At 62.4% G+C, this 18,392-nt stretch carries 14 protein-coding genes and 3 pseudogenes; 10 read left to right on the top strand and 7 right to left on the bottom strand.

Going from position 1 to position 18,392, the window contains the following annotated elements; translation table 11 throughout:
* Window positions 1-203: 203 nt before the first annotated feature.
* The 6 genes from JVH1_RS38570 to JVH1_RS38545 all read right to left on the bottom strand — a co-directional run bounded on the left by JVH1_RS38570 (window position 204) and on the right by JVH1_RS38545 (window position 6,733).
* Window positions 204-332, bottom strand: a complete 129-nt coding sequence (locus JVH1_RS38570; protein ID WP_009478545.1) for a hypothetical protein — start codon at window positions 330-332, stop codon at window positions 204-206.
* Window positions 333-797: 465 nt separating this feature from the next.
* A complete protein-coding gene (locus JVH1_RS38565) occupies window positions 798-1,190 on the bottom strand; it encodes a tautomerase family protein (RefSeq protein WP_009478543.1) in 393 nt (130 codons plus the stop codon).
* A 1,063-nt stretch (window positions 1,191-2,253) separates the two neighbouring features.
* A complete protein-coding gene (locus JVH1_RS38560) occupies window positions 2,254-2,997 on the bottom strand; it encodes an SDR family NAD(P)-dependent oxidoreductase (RefSeq protein ID WP_009478542.1) in 744 nt (247 codons plus the stop codon).
* Window positions 2,998-3,472: 475 nt separating this feature from the next.
* Window positions 3,473-4,855 carry an APC family permease gene (locus JVH1_RS38555; RefSeq protein ID WP_009478540.1) on the bottom strand — a complete coding sequence of 461 codons (1,383 nt, stop codon included), beginning with the start codon at window positions 4,853-4,855 and terminating at the stop codon, window positions 3,473-3,475.
* A gap of 167 nt (window positions 4,856-5,022) precedes the next feature.
* Window positions 5,023-5,928 (bottom strand): phytanoyl-CoA dioxygenase family protein, encoded by a 906-nt coding sequence (locus JVH1_RS38550; RefSeq protein ID WP_009478539.1) that lies wholly within the window; start codon window positions 5,926-5,928, stop codon window positions 5,023-5,025.
* A gap of 40 nt (window positions 5,929-5,968) precedes the next feature.
* Window positions 5,969-6,733 (bottom strand): acetoacetate decarboxylase family protein, encoded by a 765-nt coding sequence (locus tag JVH1_RS38545; RefSeq protein WP_009478538.1) that lies wholly within the window; start codon window positions 6,731-6,733, stop codon window positions 5,969-5,971.
* Window positions 6,734-7,073: 340 nt separating this feature from the next.
* On the opposite strand from JVH1_RS38545, the gene JVH1_RS38540 reads away from it, so the two are divergent.
* The 5 genes and pseudogenes from JVH1_RS38540 to JVH1_RS38520 form a co-directional block, all read left to right on the top strand.
* Window positions 7,074-7,706 carry a TetR/AcrR family transcriptional regulator gene (locus tag JVH1_RS38540; RefSeq protein ID WP_009478537.1) on the top strand — a complete coding sequence of 211 codons (633 nt, stop codon included), beginning with the start codon at window positions 7,074-7,076 and terminating at the stop codon, window positions 7,704-7,706.
* A 248-nt stretch (window positions 7,707-7,954) separates the two neighbouring features.
* On the top strand, window positions 7,955-8,908 hold the full coding sequence (locus tag JVH1_RS38535) for an NAD(P)-binding domain-containing protein (protein WP_009478536.1): 954 nt from the start codon (window positions 7,955-7,957) through the stop codon (window positions 8,906-8,908).
* A gap of 423 nt (window positions 8,909-9,331) precedes the next feature.
* A complete protein-coding gene (gene surE, locus JVH1_RS38530; RefSeq protein ID WP_051033773.1) occupies window positions 9,332-10,186 on the top strand; it encodes a 5'/3'-nucleotidase SurE in 855 nt (284 codons plus the stop codon).
* Between the two features lie 616 nt (window positions 10,187-10,802).
* Window positions 10,803-11,300 (top strand): annotated as a pseudogene (locus JVH1_RS38525) (IS6 family transposase); the annotation flags it as partial.
* An 83-nt stretch (window positions 11,301-11,383) separates the two neighbouring features.
* A pseudogene (locus JVH1_RS38520) lies at window positions 11,384-11,662 on the top strand (IS481 family transposase); the annotation flags it as partial.
* 236 nt (window positions 11,663-11,898) lie between these two features.
* On the opposite strand, the gene JVH1_RS38515 reads toward JVH1_RS38520, so the two are convergent.
* A complete protein-coding gene (locus JVH1_RS38515) occupies window positions 11,899-12,906 on the bottom strand; it encodes a LacI family DNA-binding transcriptional regulator (RefSeq protein ID WP_009478531.1) in 1,008 nt (335 codons plus the stop codon).
* Between the two features lie 126 nt (window positions 12,907-13,032).
* On the opposite strand from JVH1_RS38515, the gene JVH1_RS38510 reads away from it, so the two are divergent.
* The 5 genes and pseudogenes from JVH1_RS38510 (at window position 13,033) to JVH1_RS38490 (ending at window position 18,374) form a co-directional block, all read left to right on the top strand.
* A complete protein-coding gene (locus tag JVH1_RS38510; protein ID WP_051033772.1) occupies window positions 13,033-14,304 on the top strand; it encodes an MFS transporter in 1,272 nt (423 codons plus the stop codon).
* A 103-nt stretch (window positions 14,305-14,407) separates the two neighbouring features.
* A complete protein-coding gene (locus JVH1_RS38505) occupies window positions 14,408-16,081 on the top strand; it encodes a glycoside hydrolase family 13 protein (RefSeq protein ID WP_009478529.1) in 1,674 nt (557 codons plus the stop codon).
* Between the two features lie 655 nt (window positions 16,082-16,736).
* A pseudogene (locus JVH1_RS38500) lies at window positions 16,737-17,455 on the top strand (integrase core domain-containing protein); the annotation flags it as partial.
* On the top strand, window positions 17,431-17,670 hold the full coding sequence (locus JVH1_RS38495) for a DUF6308 family protein (RefSeq protein WP_371113116.1): 240 nt from the start codon (window positions 17,431-17,433) through the stop codon (window positions 17,668-17,670). The pseudogene JVH1_RS38500 and the gene JVH1_RS38495, both read left to right, overlap by 25 nt.
* A gap of 44 nt (window positions 17,671-17,714) precedes the next feature.
* The gene (locus tag JVH1_RS38490; protein ID WP_043781396.1) at window positions 17,715-18,374 is read left to right on the top strand and encodes a histidine phosphatase family protein; all 660 of its coding nucleotides are present in this window, start codon (window positions 17,715-17,717) and stop codon (window positions 18,372-18,374) included.
* Window positions 18,375-18,392 lie beyond the last annotated feature (18 nt).

Below are 18,392 nucleotides of genomic sequence, written 5' to 3'. Positions count from 1 at the left end.
TGCGCCAAATGTGGATGAGACAGAACACCCAGGTGGCACGCTGGCATTCGTGTATCGCAGCCACCGAATGGGTGGTCTCACAAAAGGAGGTTGCCGTTCTTCTGGGATCGAGCGGAACAACGGTGCCCGGGTGCGCAGCACCAATTGCCGAGCGATGGATGGGAGAGTTCGATCGCCTACCTCGCATAAGGAGCAGATATCGGTCACCAGTCCTCCTCGTCACCGGTGTCGTCCGACATGTCGAAGAGTTCGTAGGTGCGTCTTGTGGTCAGTAGGTGATCGACAAGCCCGAGAGCGCGCTTCGCCAGGGCGGTAAGGAGTGTGTCCAGCATTCTTTCATTTCCTTGTGTGGGTGAGCCTACGAAGCGGCCATTTACTCAGTGGGCACATCGGGTGTTGGGGCAAGCCGACGGTCTCTGTTGGATCGGTTCGCGTACTGGCCCCCGGCCGTGCCCTTTACGGGGTGGGGATGGACCTCTTCTGTGAGGTCTGTCCGGTCGTCGGGGTGCCACCGATGCCTCGAGATGATGGTTGAGGCGGTCTCGCCAGCGTTTGCTTGATCGTGCCGGGCAGCGCGGCCGGACTCTGTTCGCGCAATCCGCTCGAGTCGGCGGAAGAACTCGTCGACCGAGATCCCGAATTCGACGAAGACCTCACTGGAAGGTGGTCCGCCGAAGTGTTTCCAGATCGCGTCGAGCCGGATCATTGCGGCGATGTCTTTGGGGCTCAGGGTCAGAGGTGGGGGTGCACCGCTGGGCGATTCGGTGGGTTCTCGACGCTCGTCTTGGCGTGCCATCTCATAAGTGCTCGTCATAGCTGTGTCCTCGGCCGGCGGTGAAGGACCAGTCGTGGTGAGTGTTTTCGACGATCGTGACGATGAGGTCGTTCTCGTTCACGGAGAGGCGGTCGTGGAGTTGGTCGGCGAGCACCCGATAGAGGGCACGCTTCTGGTCTGGCGTCCGCCCGGACTGGATTATCTCGACGACGACGATATCATCGGTTCGACTCTCGCTTGCGCCGGATTCGAATGTGATGATGCGTCCGGGCTTGTGCTCGGTGATGATCTGATATCGGTCGGTAGCCGCGGTACCGAATCCGTCGACGATGGCAGCGTGGATCGTGTCGGCGAGGATCTCCAGCTGTACGGGGGTTCGCCTGCCTTCGATGACGTCAATGCGTACGAGTGTCATTGTGGACACCCTCCTTCGATTTCGTGTGTTGTTGCCTTGACTGGGCTGTCGTAATGCGGGTGAGAGGACGATGTGGCCAGGCGATCTCGCGTTCGCGCGTGTTTGTGGACACCACGCTTGGTTTGTAGTTCGTCTGCAGCACGGCGTATCTGGACTGCGTCGATGCCGCATCCGGGAGCGTCAGCTCGGCGGTGGCTGAGTGACTGCGGCCCCCGAGAGGGTCTTTGCTATCAGGACCTCGGCGCATCCGTTCAACGAGATCCTCGTCATCTGTACCCGGGACGAGGAGCGGAAGGGGTAAGCACACCGCAGACGCGGAGGGCGGATTCACCAGCGCGACTTCGGACTCCCGCAGCTCCGGGTCATGGCTACCACGACAGCGACGGTATCCGCGCTCGATCTGACCTCGCAGTTCCCTCATCAGCACCTTCCTTCATCCTGTCGGGTCCCCGGCCAGCACCGCATTGGAACAGCGCCCGGGTGGTGGGCGAGTCACGCCACCCGGGCGCCTGCTTGTGGGGGACAGAACGCGCGGAGCTTCACAGCGCGACCACAGTTGCCACTCGTTGCTGCGCCCCCAAGCGGGTGGCAAGCGCATCCTTTTGGCTGCGTCCGGGAGGGGTGTTGCAAGCGGTCTTCCGGTGGAACGGAGTCACGCACATCCATCGAGGTCGTCGCGGCATGCGTGCTGCCACCACGCCGCTTGCGTTCTGCCACGACAATTATGTAAAGACAAATGACCGGAGGTGGACGTTTCGATCGATATGAGACGGGCGTCACGGATCACGGGTCCTGGCCGCCATCCTCCGACATCGTTGATGAGGTGAACTTGCGGTGGCAGCGAGATCCGGTGCGGTCTAGTGCATGAGGGGTCTCCTATGGCCCCGTTGCTGATGGCGACAGCCGGGCAACCCTTGTCCGACGGATTCGACTGGGGCGAGGGTGCCTGATTGGTTGACGCTGCAACTATCTGCTGACCGCAAATTTCGGGGCAGCTGAACATCAGAGATCAGGGTTGCTGTCGCTGAAAATCGTGGTCAACGCCCTCAACGTGATCGTCAATTCACTGCGCTGTGTATCCTCCGTCGACCAAAAGGCTTGTGCCGGTGATGAAACTCGCCTCGTCAGAGGCGAGGAAGGACACCGCTTTCGCCACTTCGAGAGGTGTTCCGATCCGGCCGAGCGGGTGCAGTCGGGGGATGCTCGGGTTCGCCTCGACATCGGAGCGGCCCATCGGGGTGTCGATGTAGCCGGGGCACACCGCGTTGACACGGACGTTGTGCGGAGCGTATTCGAGCGCCAGCGACTTTGTCATGCCGACGATGCCGTGTTTGGAGACGTTGTAGGACAACGAATCCGGAACACCTACAAGACCCATAATCGACGACATGTTCACGATCGACCCACCGCCGGTTTCCAGCATGCTGATGATCGCGTGCTTGGCCATCAAGAAGGAGCCGTCGAGGTTGACGCTCATCACCCGGTGCCAACTCGGCAACGTCACGGTATGGCCTAATCCGGGTAAACCGATCCCCGCATTGTTGAACAGGACATCACAGCCTCCGAATTGTTCGCGGGTGGTCGACATCACATTGCCGACGTGGTCTTCGTTCGAGACATCGGCTTCGATGAACACCACCCGCGCTCCCGCGCTGCGCAGTTGCGCCTCGAATCGAGACCCGGCGAGCGGATCGATGTCGGTGATCACGACAATGGCACCCTCGTCGACGAAATGGCGGACGGTCGCCGCGCCGATTCCTGATGCTCCACCGGTCACGATGGCGGTCTTGCCGTTCAGCTTGCCCATGGGCAGTTCCTCCTGCTTTGTCGCGTGATGGCGTCGGTGTTGCTCACTGCAACATTGGTGGTACGAAACGGCGTCCGGTGAGCGACGGCGTTGCGGCCAGTGTGGTGCTCACCGCGCCAGTCAGGTTCACTGCCAGGCAAACGGTTCCACTGCGCCACGCCGACCCCAATCTCCGTGCCTCGCAGCTCGATGCCGCACCCGTGACGGTGGCCGAATCCCTCCCCGTACGGATTCTGCCGTCGTCCGGGCGGCGCGGATGCCCCGGGTTCGGCGACGTCCGCATTTGCACGTACGCACCCGAGCACCACTCCCGATCCGCCGCGGTGTGTCGTCGAGACCTACACCGTCATGGTCGACAGCGACGATGACATGGGTGCGGCTCAGTTTCGACTGTGACAACATGGCCGAAGCTGTCATCTGACTCACCTGCCCCAGTGACGGGGGCGACCGCTTGCTTATTTGTTCATTCAAGGCATCACGGGTTGGTTGCATCGTGGATGTATCGGTGCCGGTGCGTCCGTGCGGTGGCGCGGCGGGCACGCGAGTCCGCCAAGTGAAAGGCGGAGCCCAGGACGGCCACTGCAATGACCGCAACGTAGGTCATGACGTCGATCGGAGATTCGGGCGGGTTGATGATGCTGTTGACGAAAAGCCACGCCATGGTAACGATGCCGATCACGGCGCTGATCACCACTCCGACAGTGAGCTTGTTCAGTCGCATCAAGAACACCACCGCTCCGATACCGACCAGGATGTACGGCAGCACCCAGAAGTAGACGGTCAACGTTGCCACCGCGGCGTAGACGGTGAAGATGGCGTTGGGGCTGATGAGCACAGTTGCAATCAGAATCCCTGCGGACAGTCCGACATTGAGAAGAATTGCATTGACAGGGGTGCCGACACGGGCGTTGATGGCTCGCAGGCCTGACGGAAGGAGACCGTCCTGGGACAGCGACATGGTGACACGGGAGGCGTAGTTGACGAATCCGATCAGGGAGGCGAACACCGCGACGGCGAGAACAATATCGGTGAGGCGCCCCACGTTCTCCGCCAGGCCTGCGCTCTCGGCAAGTGCCGCCGGTGCCGACTTGCCGGCCTCCAACGCATCGGTTGACGCCATGAGACCAGGCACCTGCAAGAAGGTGACGAGGAGGTAGGTGGTGCCGAGGACGACAGGCCAGGCCATCACCGCGGTCGGTACGTTGCGCTTGGGGTCGGAGGTCTCGGTCGCCAGCGATGCGGCGCTTTCGAAGCTGACGAGCCATGCCGCTCCGGCGGCGAGCCCGACGACGATCCCGGAGACGGAGGACCCTTCCATGGTCAGCTGGCGACCGAGTTCGAGTCCGGTATGCACCGCGCTGGCACCGCTGACAAACAGCAACAGGGGAACCGAGATCACCGCCAGTCTGACGGCGATCCGTACCGACGTGTCCAGTCCGCGGCAGGCCACCGCGGCGGGCACGGCAGCTGCGAGCACGAAAAGGCCGATCATCATCGGCGGGTCGCCCGCGGAGGCCATTCCGAGGCTGGTGGCGAAACTGATCGTGTACATCGCGAACAGCACGATCGAACACATCAGTTGGCCGAGATAGCCGAGAAACAGCGACGCCGCGGTCGCGGCACGTGCCCAGGGGTCGAACACCTCGACCATGTAGGAGGCGAGGGAACCGGCCGAGACGTAGCGGCGGGCGAACACGATGACGGTGCGGCCGATGCAGAAACCGGCAACCGCCGAGATCAACGCCGCCATCCAGCTGCCATACCCGGCGGGCCCGATCAGAAGGACCGGAAACGAGGCGATGCCGACGGCGGGCACGAACGACGACAATGTCAGCGCGACGAGTTGCCACCGGGACAATGAACCAGACGTCGGGGTGGTTGATGACGGGGTGGAATCGTGGACGCACCCAGTAGGGGATTGCGGCGCGTCCGAATGGAGCGCTCGAACCTATCTGGGTATGGCCCCGTAGAACGGGAGTGTCTACGGAATTGAGGAGGACGTGGGAATCGACATGTTTCCGGTGCTCAGGGTGTCGCAGGGCCGGTCGTGTTGCCGAAACCGCCGGCTTGGGTGGCCACCAGGGTGTCCTCGAGCACGGCAGACGGATCGGACATCACACCGTCGATTTCGATCCACCCCATGAGCGGCGGGCACGCCTGGTACCCGAGCAACTGGCGGACCCTCACCGGGTACTTCTTGACGACGTCGAGCGGAAGCGCCAAGTACAGGTTCTCCTCCTGCCGCAGGTACCCGAGATCAAGCCCGATAGACAGTCCGCGACGAGGTGCGTCGCTGACGTTCGCGCCACCAGCGTGGTAGGTCGAACCCGTCCAGAGCAGTGCCGAACCGGCCTTCATCTCCACCGGCGATGCCTCACCCAGCTCGGGCTGACGGTTGTCGTCCCATTTGTTGCTTTCCGGGATGACGAGGGTTGCACCGTTTTCGGCCGTGAAGTCGGTGAGTGCGACCATGATCTGCAGTCGCGCCTCGCGGCTGCCGCCCTCGGTGTGGCGCCACTGCCAGATGGCGTCGTCTCGGTGCAGTACCTGTCCGGTCTGGCCCGGGTGAATTTCGATGCAGTTGGTGGCACCCACCTGAATGGTCGGCACTTCAGCAGCTTCGTCGTCTCCGTACCACAGCGAGCTCGGCTTCTGCAGAATACGTTCCGCAGCACCGAGATACAGCGGATGCACCGTGATGTAGGTAAGGTGCATGGAATGCTTGTAGAGGGCGGCCACGCGCTTGGTCTTGTTACCGGCGAATCCGCCGGGCCCGAACGACGTCGCGTCGAGGACGGGCGACAGGTCCTCGTTCAGGCCCGCCAGCACCTCCGGGGTGAGGAAGTTTTCGATGACCACTCCGCCGTCACGCTCGATGATCTCGACCACGTCATCGAGTGCCGCGGTCGGTTGTACAACTGTCACAGTCATTTGGATCTCCATTTTCTGCTGCTGCCCGATTGCGGCACCGTCAGGCGGGGGTGTTGTAGTCCTTGACGATGGTTCCGTAGTCGAGTTCGAAGTTCATTTCCGTGTAGATGGCACTGATCGGCCCGAGAGGTTTGAAGGAAGCGATCGGGTCGAGGACGCCTTCGGGTCCGAACTCCACGGTGGCTGAGCCTGCATAGATTTCGGCCCGCCCGTCGGTACCGACAATGGGGCCGCCGTCGAAGTCGTCTTCGACCAACTGCAGGACCTCGGGACCCTTACCCTTCTCGGCCGACGGAATGTACTTGAGGCACAGTCCCGGGTATGCGGGGAGTTCGCTTGCCTCAGCGAACCGCTCCAACCGCATACGCGCTCCGGCGATCTTCGATCCTTCGGGCCGTTCCAGGGACGCGACGACCTCTTCCTTGACGAAGTCGAGTTCGACCTTGCCCATCTTCTTCGAGTCGCCCCAGAATTCGCGGCCGGCGGCCATCGCCGACTCGCTGCTGACCCACAGGAATGTTTCCATCATGTAGGCCTTGCCCTCGAACGAACACTCGAGGTAGCCGTACGCGGCCTCGTGCGGGCCGAAGGTACTGAAGGGACTCTTCTGGAACCACAGCACCATCCGCGGGTGGTCGTTCAAGGGTTCGACGCCTTCGGGCAGCTGGTCGAGAACCAACTCGGGGTCGACCTCGTAGCTGAGGATGAGGTTCTTGGTGTTGCGGTAGAAGTGCGGAGGCGCCGGGTACAGCCCGCCCCACGACGGTCCACTGTGCGGCATCTTGTCCAGTGTCATACGGCCCATGATCGGAACTCCTTCGAAAGTGATGCGGCGCCGCGAGCAGTCGTTTCCGAGTAGCGGGGCTCGGGTGCTTCGCGGCTGTGCGCTGAGGTGTTTGGCGGGGCATCCTTCGCCCCTTCCAAAACATGAATAAGTTTCACGTTTTAGCGTTGAGCAGGGATTTCGTGGACGTAACAAGTGCGTGTCGCATGTTTCCGGGCGGAGAAAACGGGTGGTACCGGCGTACATATGTCTGGTGGTGGCACGATAGGGAAGAGCGTGGGTTCACACATGGCAGCGCGAGGAGATGGCCGGCACACCGCACGAGCAGTGACCGCGGTCAACGAGACGAGAGGATGTGGTCGTGACCGAGTTCGAGGGGGGGCGTCTGGCGCTCCGCACTGAGCCCGCCCAACGCAGAAGCGCCCTTCGGACCGAGCGGATCCTCACCGCAGCCGGCAAGCTCATCGGACAACATGGCCCCGACGCGTTGAGCACGACTCGCCTCGCCAAGGAAGCCGGTGTATCGGTCGGATCGATCTACCGCTATTTCGTCGATCGTGAGGCAATCTTCGACGCCGTACTGCAACGCAATCTCGACATGTTGATCGACCGCTTGTTCGAAGTCGAATTTTCGCTGGCCGGCCCGGACTGGCGCGACAAGATCCGCGAAGCCGTCGACGTGAATGTCGATTTTCATCGCAACCGCGACTCGGGATACGTCGCAATGTGGTTCGCACGCTCCTTCGCCGGCAGGACCAACGAAGCGAACCGACGAGGCGATGAAATCGTAGCCAAACACCTGGTGGAAACGCTTCCCCCGGAGAGGCTCGCACGTCTCGGCCGGCATCCCGAAGCCATCGTGCACATGGCTATGGCGATCGGCACCAAAGGGATGGAACTGGCATTTGGTCACGACGATCCGACGGGTGATCAACTGATGATCGAAGAAACCAAGTGCGCGATGATCGCCTATCTCGAGCACTATTTCGACTGACGCGTTCGGCGAGCCACGCGTGTTGGCTGATGGTGTTGTCTGCGTGCGTGAATCATCTGGACCCGTCCCACGGCGGTCTTGTTCGGCCCATGAAGGCGTCCTCGGCGCAGCGACACGAGAACGAAACAGACGGGAAACGGCGCCAACACATCAAAACGTGAAACTTATTCACGTTCGGTGCTAGCGTCGGGGTGTTCAGTCACCGGGAAGTGCGACGGAAACAGCGGCCATGTGACACGGGTCGCTGAATGATCGCCGCGCGACCTTGCTTCGCCGAACCTCGAATCCGTACTCGACCGAAAGACGACACCACGATGTCTACTATCTCCGTTCTCGGCACCGGTCTCATGGGATCAGCGGTTGCCAGCACGCTGATCGACGCAGGTCACACGGTCACCGTGTGGAACAGATCAGCCGACAAGTCCGCGCCGCTGGTAGCGAAGGGGGCCAGGCGTGCGGACTCCGTTGCCGAGGCGATCAACGCCAGCGACATCACCTTCTCCCATGTCCTGTCCTCGGCAATGGGCTTCGACCTGGTCCGCGCAGCAGAGGGCGAGGTCGACTGGAACGGAAAGCTCTTCGTCAACCTGAGTACGGGCACACCGGACAGCGCACTGGCCTTCGGGGACTACCTCACATCCCACGGCGGCGGGTACGCCGATGGAGTCATCTCGGCGTACCCCGATGACATCGGAACCAATACCGCGATTGTCCAGTATGCCGCGGCCGACGAAGTGTGGGCGACGCTCGAACCCATTGCCAAGATCATCTCCCCTGCCGCATATGTCTACGTCGGCAGCCAACTCGACGCCCCTAACGTCATCGACCCCGCCGTCACCGGCGCGGTCTACTCGGTGGGGTACGGAGCGTTCCTCGAGAGCGCCGCATACGTGGCGTCACGAGGCATCGCCCCGAAGCATCTGATCGCCGGGGCCGACAAGATGATCGATTTGCTGCGTCACAGCATCCACGCGTCGATCGGATTGCTGGAGAAGGGGTCATGGGAGAGCGATCAATCGACGGTCGATGCGTACCACGCAGCGGTGATCCAGTGGCGCGACACGATGCTCGAGTCCGGTAACCGAGCCGCCTACTTCGGCGCTCTACTCGAGAATCTCGAAGCCGCTCGGGAAGCGGGTTACGGCCAACTCGGGTTTCACGCACAGTTCAAGACGGCGGTCGTGGCGCACGGCGCCGACTAGCGCACTCGAATAGCGAACGACGCGGTTGGCCCGGTGGCGCACCATCGGATCCCGCCTCGACCTTCCGGAACCGAGCAGGTCGCACTTCCTCTTGCGAAGCATCGTGGTGCGAAGCAGCGCGGATTACGTTGGGTGCCAGCAATTCCGAAGACAATGGCAAGTGGTGAGGTAGTCATCATGCGGCCGCCGATTCGGCTGCCAGGCCACTTCCAAAGGAACAGTCCATCGAGACCGAGCCTGATGCATTCGGCGAATCGAAAACTTCTCATCTGTGGACAACGTCCCCAACATACTCAAGGAGAAACTATGCGCCGCCTCAGTGTCGCAGTCATACCGCTAACCGCAACCGCGCTGATACTCGGAGCAGGCTGCAGCAGCACTGCAACCTCGGAAGAGACGTCGGCTTCCTCGTCATCCGTCGCAGTGAGCGAGTCGAGCGGAACTCCGGCCAGCCTCCGGATCCTCCTGACGAACGACGACGGTTGGAACGCACCCGGTATTCGCGCGGTGTATGCCGCGCTCGAGGGCGCCGGGCACGATGTCACGGTCGTAGCGCCGCTGAAGAGCCAGTCGGGCATGGGTGGCAGAAAGCTCTACTACGGAACACTTGCGGTCACCAACCCCGACCTGACGCAGTATCCCGAATACAACGGTGCAAAGGTATGGGCCGTCGGACCGGGCGAGGGAAATACAGCAGGGTCACCGTCAGATAGTATTTCCTTCGGGCTATCCAATGTGTTCAAGGACGAGAAGCCGGATCTTGTCATTTCAGGAGCAAACTTCGGCCAGAACACCGGGCGCATCATCAACAACTCCGGCACAGCCGGCGCCGCAGTCGAAGCCGCAGAAACCGGAATCCCCTCCATAGCGATCAGCAATGAATGCAACGCGGACTACGATCCGAAGGACGAGACCGAGCCGGACTTCGCCGGGTCAGCGGCATACTTGGTCAAACTGGTGGACAGTCTCACCTCCGCATCGCCGGACGGCGCAGTGATTCCGACGGGCACCGCCCTGAACGTGAACTACCCCAAGTCCCCGTTCAAGGGCACCAAGATCGTCTCGGTGGATTCCGTCGATCCCATCCCGACGTCGTACTCCGAGGTCCAGCCCGGCGTATACGACGTGGGTTACTCCTACGTCGGGCACCAAGACAACGGTGCCGTCGACACGGGCGCGCTGGCTCAGGGCTATGTCGCCCTCACCCCGATCGACTCGGACTTCGGGCGTGACGATGAAAAGCAGTGGCTCGAACCACTTGTCGCGCAGTTGAACTGACTTTCCGCGTCCGCTCCCACCCGAGCATCAACCGAACGAGTGCGTGCTCGTTGATTCAAGTCGCCGTTTTCTGGACCGGTGGTTCCTGGTTCAAACCAAGTCTTCGATCTTGCTATCGCTCGGGGGAGTCGGGAGGCTTTCGACGATAGCTCGTCGAGCCCCTGTGTAGTTCGTCAATCGGTGGCCTGGCACGGTCTCGCCCTGCCAGGCCACCGTCGAGAACGCTGAGGTTCCTGGTAAGTCGCCGTTCATCGATTGATATAGATGGAGTCAAGTGCACCAGCATGATCGAGTTTCATCGCCATCCGGGTCATTCGCAGAGGTCGCCGATACTGCACACGATCGTGCCATCGTCGGGACTGATCCACACGGCGTGCCCGCCCCGGACCTCTGGCTTCAGCAAGCGCAAGGGGCTGCGGCTCGAAACGGGCCAGAATGTGTGTTCATACCCCGTGAACCAGTCCTGCATCGCTTCGGCTATCCCTGCCGTGATGTGGTGGATAGATCGACGTCAACCGGGGCCCGAAACCATGGATTCCCCCGTGTTAGGCCTTGAGCCCGATGGACCAGCCCCCGAAGACTTTGGTTTCGTCGACTACAAGCCAGCTCATCTCACCGAGCCGCCTCAGGTGACAAATGGCACCTCGATGAGGTGTTCATCCGCATCAACGGCACCCAGCACTACTTGTGGCGGGCGGTCGACCAGGACGGCGACGTGCTCGACGTGCTGGTCCAGTCGCGCCGAAACGCTGTTGCGGCCAAGAAGTTCTTCCGCCGCCTGCTCAAAGGCCTGGAGTCGCGGGCACTGATCACCGACAAACTGGGCAGCTACACCGGCGGGCACCGCGAGCTGCTGGGCTCGGTCGAGCATCGCCGCTCGAAGTATCTGAACAATCGAGCCGAGAACTCGCACCAACCGACGCGGCAGCGCGAGCGGGCGATGAAACGGTTCACATCACCCGGGCACGCGCAGCGGTTCCTGTCCGCGTTCAGTTCGATCTCACCGCACTTCCGGCCAGGCCGGCACCGGCTCTCGGCGCCTGAATGGCGTACCGAGATGGCCGACCGGTTCGCGGTCTGGCGGGAAGTCACCGCGACCGACGTTGCCGCCTGAAAGGCGAACAACCCGATGATGTTCCGTAGCACCATCTCAAAAACCAACTGTGCCGCTATACTTTTCAATCAACGTGACAGTGCCCAAAGAAGTGCCCGTCGAAGCTCACCGACGAGGCCAAGGCTCGGGCCGTGGCAGTGCGTGCGGCGCTGGAGGCCTCCGGGCTAGACCACGGGCCGATCAGTGTGCACGACAAGATGCGCGCGATGGGCCTAAAGCAAGTGCCCTCGACGGCATCGCTGACATGGATCTTCCGCGAGGCTGGCGTCGCTCGTGTCGAGCCGAAGACGAAGCCCCGATCGGCATGGCGACGGTTCGTCTACCCGTCCCCGAACGCGTGCTGGCAACTCGACGCCACCGAATCGAACGTGGAATCGTCGAATACTGCGGCGCCACACTGGGATCGGCCATATTCGTCCACGAGTCGGACACAAGGGTCGTGACGTGCTCGCCGCGCGGAAGTACGTGACGTCGGCGAGAACATCGCGGCACGCATCACCGGCCTCGACAGCATCGATTCCGGTGCCCGACACCAGGACAGTGCAGGCGTCCGGTCCTGAGGAACGGGCACGCAGTCCGGCCCGAGAGCGTCCGACAATCAGGCGGATTCGCGCACGACGATTTCGGCAGTCGTCGGTTCCAGAACACGGGGCACAGACTCACCGGCCAACGCTCGCGCCACGGCGTCGGCAACTTTTCGCGCCTCCGAGGAAAGGTCGGTCGCGACGGTGGTGAGCGGCGGAACGGTAAGAGCCGCCGCCGGAATGTCGTCTGCGCCGATGACAGCGAGGTCTTGCGGGGCACGGAGGCCCAGCACGCTCAGTCCCGCGAGAATGGCGAGCGCGGTGTCGTCGTTGTATGCGCACACACCTGTCACCGGCGGAGTCGCAGAACGCCAACTGCGGATCGCCTCGGCCGCGGCGTCGGCATCCATGGGAACTGTCCTCACCAGCGGCTCTGGGACGCCCCTGCCTGCGCAGACTTCACGAACACCTGCCAGACGCGCCTCGGCAACGAGTCGAAGTCGGTCGTCGTCAGGGAGTGCGTATCCGATGCGACGATGGGAGCTGGCCAGATACTCCGCTTGTAGCCGGCCGATCGGCGCTTCGGGCATCGTCAATTCCCTGGATCGAAGCCGAGCAGTGGACCAGGACAGCACCGCCACCTCGATACCGGCCGCGCGCATCGTGGCGGCGTCCTCGTCGGTGATCTCCTCCAGCGACACCACCGCCGCAGGTGAGATTGCCTTCCACACGTCAGCAATCGACTGGGTGCCGTGCATACGCGGGTGCACGAGGAACGTGAGGTCGTGCCCTGCAAAAGCGATGGAGAGATCTTTCAGGTAACGGCCGAGGGTGTCACCGACCGGCAGATCTGGCAGCAAGCACAAGACGAGGTTCGATCGACCGCTGCGCAATGCTCGGGCTGCCGCTGAGGGGGCGTACGCGAGTAGTGCTGCTGCCTCCAGTACGCGTTGTCGAGTGGCGTCCGGAATGACCTGGTGAGGAGTGTCGTTGAGGACGTAGCTCACGGTGGATCGAGAGACACCGGCCTCCCGTGCCACATCAGTGCTGGTCACTCTGGCCTTGCGTCCGTTGGACGTCATGTTAATTCCTTGTGTTCCTGTTGTCAGCAATGAATCCTATCCTCTATGTTCTCACTTACACGTGTTACTGACACGTGTAAGTGAGAGAAAACCCTAACGAACAGACAGTCCAACAACAGGACGAGGATGGACAACGTGGTGAATGCTGAAATTACCGAAGGCGGTGAGGGGCAGACCTTCGATATTCCACAACCGAAGGCTCCCCGCGGATTCATCACCAAGATCGCCACCGCGCAGTTCGGTGTCGTCGGTGCCTTGTACACCCCCATTCTGGTCACGCTGGCGCTCCGCATCGCGCAGGTCGACCCTGACAACGAGGCCGGGAGCCTGAGCATTGTGCTCGCCACCGGTGCGCTGTTCGCGCTGTTCGCCAACCCACTGTTCGGACGGCTGTCCGACCGCACGAGATCCCGTTTCGGCCGCAGGCGTCCCTGGATGGTCGGGGGCGTGGTCGCAGGGCTCATCGGTCTCACACTCATCGCCTTCGCGCAGACGATCCCGATCATCCTCATCGGTTGGGTCATCACTCAGTGCGCTTACAACGCATGCCTTTCCAGCATGCAAGCCACCGTCGCAGACTTGGTGCCTTCGAATCAGCTCGGGAAGGTGTCGGGAGCGATCGGATTCGCCCAGACCGCACCGGCTATCGTCTGCATTCCGATTGCCACGCTCATGCCGGGTGCTCAGCTGAAATTCCTTCTCCCCGCGCTGTTCGCCGTTGCTGCGGTGGCGTTCTTTGCAATATCGCTACCCGACAGACAAGTCAGCGAACAGCGCGACCGGTTCTCGATCAAAGAGTTCATAGGCAGTCTGTGGACGAACCCGGTCGAACACCGAGACTTCGGCTGGGCCTGGATCTGTCGCTTTCTGGTCAGTTTCGGTGCGATGGCTCCTCCCGCTTACCTCTTCTACTACCTGACAGCTGATTTCGGTCTTTCGGAGGACGACGCAGTCGGCCAGGTCACGCTGCTCATCATGGTCAGCTACGTGGTGATGGCCGGCGCCGCCCTCGTCGGCGGTTGGCTCTCCGACAGGATCGCAGCCCGAAAGCCCTTCCTCATCGCCTCCAGCCTGGTGCAGTTCGTCGGCCTGGTAGTACTCGCCGCTGCCCCAGACTTATGGACGATCATGTTGTCGCAGGTGCTGGTAGGTATCGGTGGCGGCATCTTCTTCGCCGTCGATATGGCCGTGATGACCGAGGTGCTGCCCAACAAGGCGGACGCCGCCAAGGACCTCGGCGTCATGAACATCGCCGTTGTTCTACCGCAGGTCCTGGCACCGACGGTCGCGGTATTCATTCTCGGCGGCACCGACAACTATGTGCTCTTCTTCGTGGTCACAGCCGTCGTCAGTCTCTGCGGCACCTTCACCGTTCCTCGCATCCGGGGCATCCGCTGACCAGCGACTACCGCCCTCATCGACACCACTCGTGGTCGGCAGCGAATCTGCCCGACGCGAGAGATCTTCAAGGAAAGACGCTATGACGAAAAGGAAAGACGCTATGACGAACCCGAGTACGACCGTGGACCGCTATAACCGGGACATCGACGACCCAACGGCATGGTGGAAGTCGGCGATCGTCTATCAGGTGTACATCCGCAGCTTCGCCGACGGAAATGGCGACGGCATCGGCGATCTGGTGGGGTTGCGATCACGGCTTCCGTACCTCGCGTCGTTGGGCATCGATGCAGTGTGGATCAACCCGTGGTACCCATCGCCGATGATCGACGCCGGGTACGACGTGTCGAACTTCCGTGGAATCGAGCCGACCTACGGATCTTTGGACGACGCAGAGGCATTCATCACCGAAGCCCATGATCTCGACATCAAGGTCCTCATCGACATCGTGCCGAATCACGTCTCGTCCCAACATCCCTGGTTCGAGGCAGCACTGGCCGGCGAGATCGGGGCACGCGATCGTTTCCACTTCCGCCTCGGGCGTGGCGCGAACGGCGAAGAGCCGCCCAACGACTGGAGCAGCTACTTCGGAGGACCGGCATGGACACGACTCGACGACGGTTCCTGGTATCTGCACCTCTTCGCTCCTGCACAACCCGACCTGAACTGGGAGCAGGCAGACGTTCGGCGAGAATACGAAGACATCCTGCGCTTCTGGTTCGACCGTGGGGTCGACGGATTCCGAATCGACATGGCCAACGGACTGGTCAAGCATCCTGATCTGCCGGATGCCGGGCCGATCCCCCTTGGGCTGGAATTTCTCGACCCACATCCGGCGTGGGATCGTGACGGTGTCCACGACATCTATCGCGGGTGGCGAGCCGTCGCCGACTCCTATGGCTCCGACCGTGTTTTCGTGGCCGAGGCGTGGGTACCGAACAACGACAGACTTGCCCTCTACCTCCGCCCGGACGAGTTGCACACGGCGTTCCAGTTCGATTTCTTGAGGGCTCCGTGGCGGGCAGACAACATGCGAACAGTCATCGACAGCGCGCTCGAGCAAGCACGATCGATCGGCGCTCCGGCGACGTGGGTCCTGTCGAATCACGATGTTCCCCGGACTGTTACGCGCTATGCACGATCACAACCCGACCACTTCGTGGAGGTCGAGTGGGAACGCCAGCGATGGTCGAAGGAAGTCCCTGACATCGACCTCGGCAGGCGACGAGGACGGGCAGCTGCCCTACTCCAGTTCGCACTACCGGGTACGGCGTACATCTACCAGGGCGAGGAACTCGGCCTCGAGGAGATCGAGTCGATCCCGGACGAGGCCCGCCGGGATCCGACCTGGATCCAATCGGGCTTCACCGATGTCGGCCGTGACGGGTGCCGCATACCCATTCCGTGGTCCGGTGATGACGTGCCGTACGGATTTTCGCTGCCGGCATCGGCCGCGGACGCGTGGCTCCCTCAACCCGCACATTGGGGCTCGTCGACCGCCCGGTCTCAAGACACCGATCCGGCGTCCATGTTGTCGCTGTACCGACATGCACTGGCGATACGCAGCGAGATCTTCGCAAACGACGAGCCTGTGATCTGGATCGACAGTCCGGTGGACACGTTGGCGTTCTCACGTGGAAGAGCCCAGTGCTGGGTCAACTTCGGCGAAGTGAGCATAGAGCCGCCTACGGACATGAAAGTTGTTCTCTCCTCGAACCCGAATACACCTTCGGAGCTACTGGCGGCCGACGAGGCGGTATGGCTGCTGTCGGAATAGGGGGGACTCTTCTCGGCGTCGGGCGGCGTTCTGAGCGCTGGCGTGTTGCTCGCACGCGAGGCCGCGCACGCTTTCCATCGCGGGTTCGACTCGGCAAGTGTCAGGTCGCGCTTGACGACGGTGAGGTCGGCCTGCCAGACATCTCCGAAGATCCAGTCCGAACTCGACTTCCGAATATCGGTCCTCGCGATATTTGGCGTCGGTACGCTCAATGCAGCATGAGGACTGCGACAGATAACCCAACTCTGCCCGACGGAGCCGGCCCAGGCGGCCACGGTGATCGAGCGCGTGTCTTTCAGCGACGCAATTGAACGGGCGGGTTGCCAGCGGGAAACTCACAACGGCCTGTGCGGAACAGCCTCGGCTGGAGTGTCTCAGTGCCACGGAAGTCGCATGAGTGCGGCGCACCGAATTCGCTGCTCGCGCCGTAATCTCTGCACCCACGCGCGCTACGAGGCGGATAAGCCCCACGCCATAATGAGCCATCCCGGCAGGACATCGGTGACACTTCAGGTGGTCTTGGTGGTGACACTTCAGGTGGTCTTGGTGGTGACACTTCGGGCCTGAGGGTTTGGGGATGGCTGCCCCTGAACCCATCGATCCTCGTGTCCGGCTCGCGATCTCGCAGTGGCCCGATGATGCGCCACGCGGGGCGGTGACAATGTTCTGTGCTGAGCACGGCATCTCCCGCAAGTCGTTCTACGAGTTGCGCAAACGTGCCAGGTAGAGGGCCGGCCGCGGTGCTCGAACCCCGGCCCCGGCGGCCAACGACGAGCCCGTCGAAGCTCACCGACGAGGTCAAGGCTCGGGCCGTGGCAGTGCGTGCGGCGCTGGAGGCCTCCGGGCTGGACCACGGGCCGATCAGTGTGCACGACAAGATGCGCGCGATGGGCCTGAACCAAGTGCCCTCGACGGCGTCGTTGACATGGATCTTCCGCGAGGCTGGCGTCGCTCGTGTCGAGCCGAAGAAGAAGCCCCGATCGGCATGGCGACGGTTCGTCTACCCGTCCTCGAACGTGTACTGGCAATTCGACGCCAGCGAATACGTGCTCAGCGGTGGGCGCAAGTGTGTGATCTTCCAGCTCATCGATGACCACTCCCGCTACGCGGTCGCGTCCCACGTCGCATCCAGCGAGAACTCCAAGGCCGTGATCACCGGCAAGCCCTACACGCCGACCACCCAGGGCAAGAACGAACGCCTCCACCAGACCCTGTTCCGTTACCTCGATAAGCAGCCGATCGCTGAGTCGCTGGCCGAGCTCCAGGCCCAGGTCGACCAGGTTCGATTACATCTACAACACCGAGCGTCCGCACGAAGGGCTGCCCGGGCGCGTCACGCCCCTGACCGCGTGGGAAGCCACTCCCAAAGCAGAGTCGTCAGTCAGGTCCTGGGCACCGAGCGAGCACATCTGAACCCGGTACGGGAGGCCCTCCGCGCCGACGACGCAGCGCTGCACCGCCGGTTGCTGTCGATCCGGAAGGAGGCCGGACTCCCCGAAGAGATCTCCGCGCTTCGCGTGTTCGATGTGATCGCGTGGATGGACGGCAAGAGGCGCGGCCTCGAAGAGCGCTCTGACCTGGAAAGATGACACGTCCCGGTGTCCTCGCGTGAGTGGGGTTTATGGTGCCGTTCATGCATGAGCTGTTTGTCGTGACGCATCCGCATGCTGAGCACACCGAGCGTGATCTGGTGGGCGGCTGGTTCGATTCGCGGCTGACACCGCGGGGACGTCGTGATGCCGGATTGGTCGCGCAGGAGCTGTGTCGTCGCCGCGAGGGGGTGGGGCGGCGGCTGCGGATTACGACGTCCGATCTCGCACGCGCGGCGGAGACTGCGCAGATCCTCGCCGACGCACTTGGTGCTGAGGTGAGGGCGGATGCGCGGTTGCGGGAGATCAGTTTCGGGGAGGCTGAGGGGCGACCGAACGCATGGTTGTCCGGCCGGCAGATTCCGGCACCGGATGACGATCGGCTCGATCACCGGGGACCGGTCCCGGGCGCGGAGACTCGCCGTGAGGTCGCGACGCGGGTGGAAGCGTGTGTGCGGGAGTTGATGGCGGACCGCGATCACGACCACGTCGTCGTGACCCACGGCTATGCGCAGACGTTTGTCGTCACGACGTGGCCGCGGGTTCCGACGGAGGCAGTCGGGTTCGCGTCGTTTTCGACCAGGCCCGGCGCGATCACCCATTTGGCGCACGACGATTACTGGCGCAACAGGGCGGTGGTCGCTCTCGCGGATACCGCCCACCTGGACGATGGACTGCAGGATCCGCAGCGTAAGACCATCTGAACTGGTCTTACGACACGT

Origin of the sequence: Rhodococcus sp. JVH1 (assembly GCF_000280725.2) — a bacterium.
GTDB lineage: Bacteria > Actinomycetota > Actinomycetes > Mycobacteriales > Mycobacteriaceae > Rhodococcus_F > Rhodococcus_F jostii_A.
Note: the sequence above shows the minus strand (reverse complement) of the source record. Positions and strands in the feature narration are given on the sequence as shown.